Below are 12,143 nucleotides of genomic sequence, written 5' to 3' on the forward strand. Positions count from 1 at the left end.
TTTTTATTTGCCCGCCTACCCTTTTTCCCGGAGCTGTGGTATACTACCACCAACAGCATAGGGCGACGATAAGAAGCAGTAAAAAATGTAACCCGACAGAGAGCCTGCGGATGGTGCGAGCAGGCGGGAGCAGTTTTTGAATCCGTCTTTGAGCCCGACAATGAAGTGAACCGGCAACGGTTAATTTGGGTGGCAACGCGGGTCCGTCTCGTCCCATAGGGGATGTGGCGGCTTTTTTTATGGAGGTAAAGATGTTAGACATTCGCATGATTCGTGAAAATCCCGAACTTGTAAAGGAAAATATTAAAAAGAAATTCCAGGACGACAAGCTCGCCCTCGTGGACGAGGTATTGGAGCTGGACGTGGCCAATCGCGCGGCAAAGACCGAAGGCGACGACCTTCGCGCCAAGCGCAACACCTTGTCGAAATCCATCGGTGGCCTGATGAAGGAAGGCAAGAAGGACGAAGCGGAAGAAGTGAAGGCCGAGGTGAAGGCCATTAACGACCGCATCGAGGAATTGGAAGAAGAAGAGGGCAAGAAGTCCGATCGCATTCGCGAAATCATGTTGGTGATTCCGCAAATTATGGACGACACCGTGCCCATTGGCAAAGACGACACGGAAAATGTGGAACTGGAACGCTTCGGCGAGCCCGTGGTTCCCGATTACGAGGTCCCCTATCACGTGGACATTATGGAAGCCGTGGCCGGCATCGATTTGGAAAGCTCGAGAAAGACCTCGGGTAGCGGCTTTTACTATCTGCGCGGCGACATCGCCCGTCTGCACTCCGCCATCCTTTCCTACGCCCGGGACTTCATGATCGACAAGGGCTATATCTATCACATTCCGCCCTTTATGATTCGCGGCGACGTGGTCAGCGGCGTCATGAGCTTCGCCGAAATGGAAAACATGATGTACAAAATCGAAGGAGAAGACCTGTACCTGATCGGCACCAGCGAACACTCCATGATCGGCAAGTACATCGACTCCATTACCGACGAAGCCACCCTGCCCCACAAGCTTACCAGCTATTCCCCCTGCTTCAGAAAAGAAGTGGGCGCCCACGGCATCGAAGAGCGCGGCGTCTATCGGATTCACCAATTCGAAAAGCAAGAGATGATCATCATCTGCAAGCCCGAAGACAGTAAAGACTTTTACAACGAGCTGTGGCAAAACACCGTGGAATTTTTCCGCACCATGGACATTCCCGTGCGCACCTTGGAATGCTGCTCCGGCGACTTGGCCGACCTCAAGGTCAAGAGCTGCGACGTGGAAGCCTGGTCTCCCCGTCAACAAAAATACTTCGAGGTGGGCAGCTGCTCCAATTTAGGCGACGCCCAAGCCCGCCGCTTAAACATTCGCATTCGCGGCGAAGACGGCAAGCTCTATTTGGCTCACACCCTGAACAACACCGTGGTAGCACCGCCCCGTATGCTCATCGCTTTCTTGGAAAACCACTACCGAGAAGACGGAAGCATCTTCATTCCCGAAGTGCTGCGCCCCTACATGGGCTTTAAGGAAAAAATTGAAGTTTCTAAAAAATAAAAGAGACGCCATCGTAAAGGTGGCGCCTTTTTTGGTGAAGATAGAAAAAACCTTACTCACCCATGGATAATAAAACCGAAAGATTTTTAGGGCGTAGCTGAAAAATATTCAAGTGGAAAAGGGTGGATTCATCTTTTGGTTTTTTATAAGACGCACTTTCCATTTGCAGGTTAAATTCCGCAGGCGTTTTATTCATGGGCATGATCCGGTAATGGTAGTTAATGTATTCTAGTCTGTTAACAGTAGACGTTTTTGTATCAAAAACGGGTTCTTGATCGGGATCGTAGGACTCGATGTCGAATCGGTAGACAATGTTATACTTCGTATTGACTCGATCTTCGTTAAAATAGACGTCGCTATCTTCTTCTTTAAAATCACCGGTCCAATGAAGTCCTACTGCCAGCTCTCTTAGAGGGATGTAATAATCGCCGTCAACGGTAAGGCTGCTGTTAACATATTCCATGCTCGTGTCTTGATCCAGATAGATGCCGTCACATTGGATGCCGCGTCCGTGAAAGACAACTTCACGTTTCGTTGCGGGTTCCGTTACAAGAACGCCGATTTCGGGAGGATTATCTCCGCCCCAAATGTAATTATTACGATCGATGCTGTAGATCCAGCCCATTCCTTTCGTAAAATCTTTTACTGATATCATGCGGCGATCGCCTATTTGAAAAGAGTGGACTTTAAACTCTTTTCCCTCGTAGTGAATCGACAGAAGCTTATGGTCACGAGGCGGATAGTAGGTCTTGCCGATAACTACCGTAGAATTGGCATTGTCCCAGCTAACAATTTCGCCGAAAGCCTCGGATATAAATCGAATAGGAACAAGGGTACGACCATTACTAATCTTAGCGGGCACATCCAATGTAATGTGCTTGGTCATGCCATTTTCTTTTACAGTGGCTTGGCGTCGATTGATTTGCAATTCAATAGTTGCATCGGTTCCTTTTTGGGTGAATCGTTTGAGAATGACTTTTTGTGTTGCGGGGACCCACTTAACTTTTGAGTCTAAGCTTTCCCCAATAAGGCGTAATGGAACGAGGACGCGGTCGTTTTCGATTGTCGGTGCCACGTCGCCGTAAATATAATCGCCTAATGTAAAGATCTTTACATTCCGTTGAGCAAAGCTTTTCGAGGGAATGAACAGTACGAAGACCAGAAGCAGAAGAGACCATCTTTTCATTTCATCATATCCTTTTCAATGTTTTTTAATCTTGCATTTATTATATTATTTTCCGATTGGAATTGCACGGAAAAACTGTATCTATAGAGGACGTTCGTCATTCTTTGTATCCTCTTTAATTTCCCCTATATCCATTGACCCCACCTGCTTCTTTTTGGTATACTACTTGTCGAAACAAAGGGGAGTAACTATTATTCTTTGGTCGTCAATCCGGCTTCGGCCCGGCCAAGGATCCTAAACAGGCTGTGAGACTTTTGTCCGTGGGACAGGAGTCTTTTTTTACAATGAGGAGGTATTTATGGATTGGTACAAAATGAGTGCCCGGGAAGTGTTGGAGGAACTGTCCGCCAACGACACCACGGGGCTCGCTCCGGAAGACGCGGAGAAGCGTCTGGAAAAGTACGGGGGCAATGAGCTGCAGGAAGAGGAAGGGAAGTCCTTCGCCAAAAAGCTGGCGGAACAATGCCTCGACCCCATGATCATTATCCTTTTAATCGCCGCGGTCATTTCCGGCTTCGTCGGCGAGATGGTAGACTCCATCATTATTCTCGCCATCGTCATCGTGAATGCCGTGTTAAGTATCGTACAGGAAGGCAAGGCGGAAGAAGCCATTGCCGCCTTAAAGAAAATGAGTTCCCCTACGGTGAAGGTGATTCGCGGGGGCCGTCCCGTGGAAATCGACTCCGTCTACGTGGTACCCGGGGACCTGGTGATTTTGGAAACCGGCGACATCGTGCCGGCGGACATGCGCCTGGTGGAAAGCACCAATTTAAAAATCGACGAGTCGTCTTTAACCGGCGAATCCGTTTCCGTTGAAAAGGACGCCGACACCACACTGGAAGAAGATGCGGGCATCGGCGACAGAGAAAATTACGCCTACTCCGCCTCCATCGTCACCTACGGTCGAGGCAAGGGCATCGTTACCGCCACGGGAGAAGAGACGGAAATCGGCAAAATCGCCACCACCCTCTCCACCATGGAAGAAGAGCAGACGCCGCTGCAAAAGAAGCTGGCGGGTCTGTCCAAGACCTTGGGCATTCTCGTCGTCGCCGTCTGCGCCGTGGTCTTTGCCGTCGGCAAGCTTTACGGCCACGACACCCTGCGCATGTTTATGACCTCGGTGTCCCTCGCCGTCGCCGCCATTCCCGAAGGCCTGCCCGCCATCGTCACCATCGTCCTTTCCATGGGCATGGGCAATATGGCGAAGCGCCACGCCATCGTGAAGCGGCTCTTGGCCGTGGAAACCTTGGGGACCACCACTTATATCTGCTCCGATAAGACGGGCACCTTGACTCAAAACGAAATGACCGTCACCAAGGTCTATCTCGACGGCAAGATTATGGACGTCTCCGGCACGGGTTATGCGCCGGAAGGGGAGCTGTCTTTGGACGGCAAGCCCATTACCTTTGACGACGTCAACGGGCTCAAGACCCTGTCTTCCATCGCCACCTTAACCAACGACGCCGACCTCATCGAAGAGGGCGGCACCCACAGCATTTTAGGCGACCCTACGGAAGGCGCACTCATTACTCTGGCGGGCAAACTGGGCATCAAGGAAGAAGAGCTGGAAGGAGAATTCCCCCGTATCGGCGAAATTCCCTTCGACTCCGATCGCAAGATGATGTCCACCTTCCACGAAAACTTTTTCGAAAACAAGGTGTCGTCCTTTACCAAGGGCGCGCCGGACGTGGTGTTGAAAAACTGCAAGTACCTGTTTAAAGACGGAAAGATCGTGGAGCTCACCGAAGGAGACAGAAAGGCCATACTGGAACAAAACAACGCCTTTGCCCAAGAGGCGCTCCGCGTGTTGGCCTTTGCCTTTAGAAATTACGATGCCATGCCCGAGGCGCCTTCCACGGAAGAAAACGAACGGGACATGGTCTTCGTCGGCCTCACCGGCATGATCGACCCGGCCCGCCCGGAAGTAAAGGCCGCCATTAAAGAATGCCGAAACGCCGGCATCGTTCCCGTCATGATTACCGGGGACTACCTTCTCACCGCCAAGGCCATCGCCGAAGAGCTGGGCATTTTGCGGGAAGGCGATAAGGCCATGATGGGGGAAGAGCTCAACGACAAGACCCCGGAAGAAATTCGAGAAATCGTCAAGACCACCCGGGTCTTCGCCCGCGTGTCCCCTGAAAATAAAGTACAGATCGTCACGGCCCTGAAGGAAAACGGCGAGATCGCCGCCATGACCGGCGACGGCGTCAACGACGCCCCCGCCATTAAAAAGGCGGACATCGGCATCGCCATGGGCATCACCGGCACCGACGTGGCAAAAAATACGGCGGACGTCATCTTAACCGACGACAACTTCGCCACCATCGTCAACGCCGTGGAAGAAGGGCGAATCATCTACGCCAATATTAAAAAATTCGTCACCTTCCTCTTGAGCTGTAACATCGGTGAAGTACTGGTGGTCTTCCTCTCCATTATCATGAACCTGCCCACGCCCTTCTTGCCCATCCAGCTCCTGTGGCTCAACCTGGTCACGGACTCCTTCCCGGCATTGGCCCTCGGCGTGGAAAAAGGCGAAGAGGAAACCATGTTCGAACCGCCGCGGGATCCCAAGGAACCGATTTTGGATAAGAACGTCACCATCACCTTGATCATTCAATCCCTGGCCATTACGGCGGCCACCCTGGGCGTCTACCACTACGCCCTCACCACCCACGGCATGGACGGCGACGGGCTCGTCTACTCCCGCACCATGGCCTTCTCCACCTTGGTCTTCAGCGAACTGTTCCGCTCTTTCTCCTCGAGAAGCATCGACGATACCCTCTTTAAAATGGGTTTCTTCACCAACAAGCGCTTGAACCAAGCCGTGTTCCTGTCATTGGCCATGGTCCTCGTGGTCCTCTACATTCCCTTCCTGGAAGAGCTGTTCCACATGACGGACCTGAACATGACCGACTGGGCCATCGTCCTCGTCTCCGCCCTGATCCCCTTGGTCATCGGCGAAGTACAAAAAATGATTCGCTTCAAACAAACCCACGTCGGGGATGTGAAGAACAAATAAGAAAAGCCGCCTTCGGGCGGTTTTTTAATGCTTATCTCCCGAACTCAAAACCATCTTTCATCCTGCGAAGATAGAGTTATAAAATTTGGCATAATACTGTCGAAGGACTGTACATAGTAGAAGAATCATTTGAGGTGGATGATGTCTTTCCAATGATAGATTATGGAAAAACAAAGGATGGAAAAAGAATAAACCGGACCTACAAAATGCCATAAATATAACTCTACATGTCATGACAAAGTAGGATGGGATGAGAGTATAGGCATAGAAGTACGGGGCAAAATTTGTAGGTAGTTTAAATGCGATGTACTGGAGATTTTGGAATATCGAGTACAGGGTAATTAATTAAAGGAGATGTAAAATGGCAAAAAATAAAGATAAAACAGAAGAACTATCCTTAGAATCAGTATTATGGAATTGCAGAGTATCATTAAGAGGATATGGAAGTACTGAAAAAAATAGAGACGCTGTAATAGGATTAGTTTTCTTAAAGTTTGCAGGAGATAAGTTTGAAACAAGAAGAAAACAAATTGAAGAAGAACATCCTGATTTATTCATGCTAAGAGAGATGCCGGCCACTTATCATGCTGACAATGTTTATTATCTAAATGAAACATCCAGATGGAGTTACATAGTTAAAAATGCATCGGCAGATGATATAGCTATAAAAATAGATACAGCAATGAAAGACATAGAGGAGGACAATCCTTCCCTAAAAGGAACTTTGCCTCAAAATTTGTACGCTACTTTAGGAGCTCCGGCAAGTAAAATCAAAAGTCTAATCGATGAGATAAATAAGATAAATGGAGATAGATTCCATGAAGAAGATTTGATCGGAAGAGTCTACGAATATTTTTTACAAATATATGCAGCATCAGGAACAAAGGAAGACGGTGAATTTTATACACCTTCAAGCGTTGTAAGACTATTGACTGAGCTAATCGAACCATATGACGGAGTTGTATATGAGAACAAAACACCATATACGATACATTTTAACGGCATCGCCGCTTAGGGTACGAACCTAATACTAAGGGGTACGAAAATTTAGTATGTGGTACGAAAATCAATAAGCTCACAGCGATGTTCATCCTAAAATTAAACTAAGAAGCATTACGCGTTACAAGAATCTTGTTCTATCTGGCAGGGTTCTTTTTTTATGCAACATTAGGTGAATTGCCATTACCGCATAAAATTCTTGACAAATAAGTTAGTCTATGGTAATTTCTCCTTACCGAGATTAATCTCGGTAAGGAGAGGAAAATGATGGTCAAGGAGAGGAAAATGATGGTCAAGGAGAGGAAAATGATGGTCAAGGAGAGGAAAATGATGGTCAGAGAACGATTAGATCCGGAAATGCGTAAAGAAGACATTCAAAAGGCTGCTATGGCACTCTTTTCTTCTAAGGGCTTTAACAATACGACGATGGATGATGTTCGTGAAAAATCCGGTTTATCAGCCGGCGGATTATACTACTACTACAAAAATACGGCAGAAATCCTCTACGACATTATGGACAGAGGAAGCAGGATGCGTGAAGCGATGGTAACAAACACGGTTCAACATATGGGGAACAAGCTTACACCACATATCTTGGCTGAAGTTGTCGTCGATAAAATGTTGGCGAATAATCCTTTTACGCCTATCTATGTCATGTTTCTTGGTGAGATTAAGAAAAATGAACAGCTTAACGCATTATATGAAAAACTCAAGAGGGATTCGATTACTTACTTTAAGCATTTTATGAATGGGTACGACTGCGGATTGCTTACTGATGATGACTATGAATTTGTAACGAATCTCATCAATGCAAGCTTGTTATCCTGTGAAATTTTAGATACGCGTGAAAATTTTCTAAAGAACAGACAGCACTTGGTATCCATGCTTGAAGGTTATTTTACTCGTTCGACTTCTCAGTAAGCGGAAGTTTCCGGACTCTAAAATCTTCCATCAATTTCCGCATTTCATTCATTTACTAAGGAGGTTTTTTGATATGAACTTATTGAAAAAGTACATCGCCAAAAATAAGACCGGCTACTTTTTCTCGGTCCTTTTTGCCGTTTTGGGTGTACTGGCAGGACTTTTTACCTATGTGCTCTTGAGCAAAATGATCATTGCCCTCATTGCAGGGAATACAGATTTTGCTTTTTATACTAAAGGAGTCCTCAGTATTCTCGCGCTGCTGTGCGCAAAAGAAGTTTTTATGGGTATTTCCACCACGATTTCTCATACGGCGACCTATGGTGCTTTGTGTGAAATCAGGCGAGATATCATGGACAAACTTTTCAAAATGCCGTTAGGAAACATTTTGAATTTAAGCACAGGAAAGCTAAAAGATGTCATCGTGAATCAAGTTGACAGCATGGAGACAACCCTGGCTCACCTGATTCCTGAAATGACCGCTAATATTGTTGGCCCGGTTTTACTTCTTGTTTACATGTTTGTACTCGATTGGCGCGTTTCGCTCTTGGCACTGGTTCCTCTTGTGATCGGCATGTTTTTTATGGCCGGCCCGATGAAGCGCATGCCTAAAATGTTTCCCAAAGCAGTCAAAATTGGTCAAGACATGAACAACTCAATTGTGGAATATATCAACGGCATCGAAGTCATTAAGTCTTTTAATCAAGGCGATACATCCTATAAAAAATACAGCGATAATGTTTATGCCAAAGCAGATTATTACTGCAAGTGGATGGGCTTGAACAACAACGACTATGCGGTGAGCATGTCGCTTGCACCGATGGGTATTTTAACCATCATTCCGTTTGGCCTTTTCTTCTGTATGCAAGGTAGCCTAAGCGGCGCTCATCTTTTGATGTTGATTATTTTATCGTTTGGCACAATCTCAAATATCATGCAGGTGATGTCTTATGAGGACGATATGGGTCGCATCAAAACCATTGCCGGTGAGATTGAAAAAGTTCTCAACTCAAAAGAGTTATCCCACGCAACCGGTACACAAAACATTTCACGCTATGACATCACTTTCGATCACGTGAATTTCTCTTACGATGACAACAAACAGGTTATCAAGGATGTCAATCTGTACATCAATGAAGGTAGCGTCAATGCACTCGTCGGGTATTCTGGCTCAGGGAAATCGACCGTTGCAAAGCTCCTCGCCGGATTTTGGGATACCGATAGTGGCACCATAACAATTGGTGGCATAGCTCTCAAGGATATGCTTTTAGAACAGCTTTCGGATGCTATTTCTTATGTATCTCAAGACAATTATTTGTTTGATATTTCCATCAAAGATAATATTCGCATCGGCAAAAAAAATGCAACGGATGAGGAAATTATAGAAATCGCTAAAAAATCGGGCTGCCACGATTTCATTATGAAGCTCTCACAAGGCTATGAAACGGTTGCCGGAGAAGGTGGCGGGCATCTCTCCGGCGGTGAGCGCCAACGCATCTCTATTGCACGCGCCATGCTCAAAGATGCACCGATTGTCATTTTGGATGAAGCCACTTCCTATATCGATCCAGAAAATGAAGCTATTTTGCAAGATGCCATCGCCACATTGGTAAAAGGCAAAACGCTCATTATTATCGCCCATCGACTGAAAACTATTGCAGATGTGGATCAAATATTTGTAATCCATGATGGATATGTTGAAAATCACGGAACACACGATGAACTATTAAAAGATTCTCCGGTTTACCAAGAATTGTGGAGTGCGGCCATGCGAGGTGAAGAAAATGATTAATACATTTAAGAAGTTATGGAAATTTGCAGAGCGTGAGCAAGGAATGATTCGCTCCTCGGTGATCTGGAGTTTTTTTGGCGCGATTTTTAACGTTTTTCAATTTATGGCCATCTATTTGGTCATTGCGGCGATTATAAAGCAGGAAATTACGTGGCAGACGATTGGTATGTGCAGCGCATTCTTATTGCTTTCCTTACTGGGCATCATTATTTCTAAGAAAAATTCCATGCTTAAGCAAACGCATGCCGGCTATTTTACAGCCGCAAATAAACGTATCGCTATGGGAGAAAAAATCAAAAAAGTGCCAATGGGCTTTTTCAATGATTTTAGCTTAGGAAATTTAACGGCCATTGCGACGACAAAGTTGGACAGTCTCGAAACTTGGGTGCCCACACTTTTTATTATGGTATTCGGCGGTCTGCTTGTAACCGTGGTATTTATCCTGTCCCTTTTTATGCTACATTGGAAAATTGCACTCATTGCTATCGCTGGGTCTTTGATTTTCTTGGCGGCGGCCGCTTTAATGCAGCAAAGATCTAAAAAGAGTTCGGATCGAGTTTCTGTTGTACAAAGCGATCTCACGAAAGAAGTGCTGGCAACCTTGCAAGGTATGCAGATCATCAAGTCCTATAACTTGGGCGGACAAAATAACAACAAGTTGGATCAAAGTTTTGAAGAAACAAAAAAATCGACGTTGAGCCTTGAAAAGGCCGTTACACCTTACACGGTACTGCTGAAAATCATCATTGCGATCACGATTTCGGTTATGATTGCCACAGCACTTTCATGCTACTTTTCGGGAGAGCTTGCTTTGGACTATACCATCATGACGCTGGTTGCCAGTTTTGTGATTTTTAACAGTTTATTGGCTTCTGGTAGTGCTATGGCCATGCTTAGAACCATTGACAACGCGATGGATTCTTATGATTACGTCAATCAAATGCAAGATATGCCGGAAGGTCATATCAATGATGCACTTCAGCAACACGATATTGAATTTAAAAATGTTTCCTTTGCCTATGGCGAAAAGCCAATCTTAAATAATGTGTCTTGCTATATCCCCGAAAGATCAATGACGGCTATCGTAGGGCCGTCTGGTTCAGGGAAAACAACTTTTTGCAATTTGATCTCTCGCTTTTGGGATGTCAATTCAGGAGAGATTCGCCTTGGAGGAAAGAACATAAAAGATTACTCCCTCGAAAATCTCATGAATCATATTTCGATGGTCTTCCAAGATGTCTATCTTTTTGCCGATACGATTGAAAACAACATTAAATTCGGATGCCCAAATGCCACCCGCGATGATGTGATTGCGGCGGCAAAAAAGGCTCAGTGCCATGACTTTATTTCCGCCTTGCCCGATGGCTATCAGAGCATGATCGGAGAAGGTGGAACAAGTCTTTCCGGCGGAGAAAAACAGCGCATTTCCATTGCCAGGGCAATGCTGAAAGATGCACCGATTATCATCTTTGATGAAGCTACTGCAAATGTTGATCCGGAAAACGAAGACAAGCTGAAAGCAGCTATTGAAGCCCTTACTCAAAACAAAACCGTCATCATGATCGCGCACCGCTTGAAGACGATCCGTAATGCAAACCGGATTTTGGTACTGAACAAAGCAGGGATTGAGCAGTGCGGTACACATGATGAATTGATGCTGCAAGGAGGTCTTTATCGAGATCTTATCGAATCGAGAAGCAAGGCGGAAAGCTGGAGATTCGCAAATTAAAGTTTGGAACTAACAACAACATCTTCGACAAAAAATGATTGTGCCTGATGTTGTCGAAAATTAAATGTTCAGAAAGGAATTTTATGATGAAAAACTAAAAAATATTGTACAGATCGCCGTATTGGCAGTAATTGGCTGTGTTGTCTCCTTTGGAATCAGTATGCTGACGGGACTTTTAGGCATGGCTGCCCTCTACATTTCAGCCGGGTTTGCCGCTTTTGTGATCGGACCGACCTTTGTGATTGCGGCTCGAAAAGTACAAAAGCGTGGCACAGCGCTTCTCTTTTGGGCTGTGCTTGGGTTGGTATATGCAATTTTAGGTTATGGGATCATGATTCCGATTACTCTGATTGCAGGGATTGTCTGCGAGCTGATTATCGGAAAGTACGATAATAGCAAACGCATCGCCATTGCTTTTAGTGTTGCCATGTTTACCGATTCGATGCACAGCATTCTTTTAACAAAAATTTTAGGCGTCGAAGGTTTAGTAAAATATATGTCATCTACCTTTTCTCCAGAACAAGCAGCACAAATGGTTGCCGCCTATACAAATGAAGTGATTTTGATAGCTGCTGCCGTTAATGTTGTGCTGTGCTTGTTAGCCGGATTTTTCGGAGTATTCATCAACAATAAGTTCTTTGAGAAAAGCACTCAGCAGAGCAAGCTCAAATAAGATGAGCCGATCATTTTCCCGCTTTATAAAAACGGATATCCTCCTCAATGGAGCGAAGAAATTTTTGATATGGTTTTAGAACAGGCAGAAAATTATAAAAATTAAATAAAAGGCTATGAGCACTCAAACTCATAGCCTTTTTCATTGTCTAAAGATTTTCTGAATCAGTTTTTCTAAACCGCCAATCCAAAGCCGCCTTCGGGTGGTTTTTTTTGTCGGGAATTTCAGCTGATAAATACTATAAATTTCTTTAGGCGGAGGCCGTTTGATGGTATGATAG

At 45.6% G+C, this 12,143-nt stretch carries 8 protein-coding genes; 7 read left to right on the forward strand and 1 reads right to left on the reverse strand.

What is annotated here, in order from left to right; translation table 11 throughout:
- Positions 1-251: 251 nt before the first annotated feature.
- On the forward strand, positions 252-1,544 hold the full coding sequence (serS, locus tag BQ7397_RS04710) for a serine--tRNA ligase (protein ID WP_077074953.1): 1,293 nt from the start codon (positions 252-254) through the stop codon (positions 1,542-1,544).
- 52 nt (positions 1,545-1,596) lie between these two features.
- Here the strand turns inward: serS and BQ7397_RS04715 are convergent, their stop codons facing one another.
- Positions 1,597-2,730, reverse strand: a complete 1,134-nt coding sequence (locus tag BQ7397_RS04715; protein WP_077074954.1) for a stalk domain-containing protein — start codon at positions 2,728-2,730, stop codon at positions 1,597-1,599.
- 298 nt (positions 2,731-3,028) lie between these two features.
- On the opposite strand from BQ7397_RS04715, the gene BQ7397_RS04720 reads away from it, so the two are divergent.
- From BQ7397_RS04720 to BQ7397_RS04745, 6 genes are all read left to right on the forward strand, one after another.
- Positions 3,029-5,749: a cation-translocating P-type ATPase gene (locus BQ7397_RS04720; protein ID WP_077074955.1), complete on the forward strand. Its 2,721-nt coding sequence runs from the start codon at positions 3,029-3,031 to the stop codon at positions 5,747-5,749.
- Positions 5,750-6,110: 361 nt separating this feature from the next.
- Positions 6,111-6,764 carry a type I restriction-modification system subunit M N-terminal domain-containing protein gene (locus BQ7397_RS04725; RefSeq protein ID WP_077074956.1) on the forward strand — a complete coding sequence of 218 codons (654 nt, stop codon included), beginning with the start codon at positions 6,111-6,113 and terminating at the stop codon, positions 6,762-6,764.
- 248 nt (positions 6,765-7,012) lie between these two features.
- Positions 7,013-7,669 (forward strand): TetR/AcrR family transcriptional regulator, encoded by a 657-nt coding sequence (locus BQ7397_RS04730; RefSeq protein ID WP_200801200.1) that lies wholly within the window; start codon positions 7,013-7,015, stop codon positions 7,667-7,669.
- A 73-nt stretch (positions 7,670-7,742) separates the two neighbouring features.
- On the forward strand, positions 7,743-9,461 hold the full coding sequence (locus BQ7397_RS04735; protein ID WP_077074957.1) for an ABC transporter ATP-binding protein: 1,719 nt from the start codon (positions 7,743-7,745) through the stop codon (positions 9,459-9,461).
- Positions 9,454-11,190 (forward strand): ABC transporter ATP-binding protein, encoded by a 1,737-nt coding sequence (locus BQ7397_RS04740; protein WP_077074958.1) that lies wholly within the window; start codon positions 9,454-9,456, stop codon positions 11,188-11,190. The genes BQ7397_RS04735 and BQ7397_RS04740 overlap by 8 nt, the downstream gene beginning before the upstream one ends.
- Before the next feature lie 64 nt (positions 11,191-11,254).
- Positions 11,255-11,863, forward strand: a complete 609-nt coding sequence (locus BQ7397_RS04745) for an MptD family putative ECF transporter S component (RefSeq protein ID WP_077074959.1) — start codon at positions 11,255-11,257, stop codon at positions 11,861-11,863.
- The last annotated feature ends 280 nt before the right edge of the window (positions 11,864-12,143 follow it).

The organism is Aedoeadaptatus urinae (genome assembly GCF_900155585.1).
Taxonomy (GTDB): Bacteria; Bacillota; Clostridia; order Tissierellales; family Peptoniphilaceae; genus Aedoeadaptatus; species Aedoeadaptatus urinae.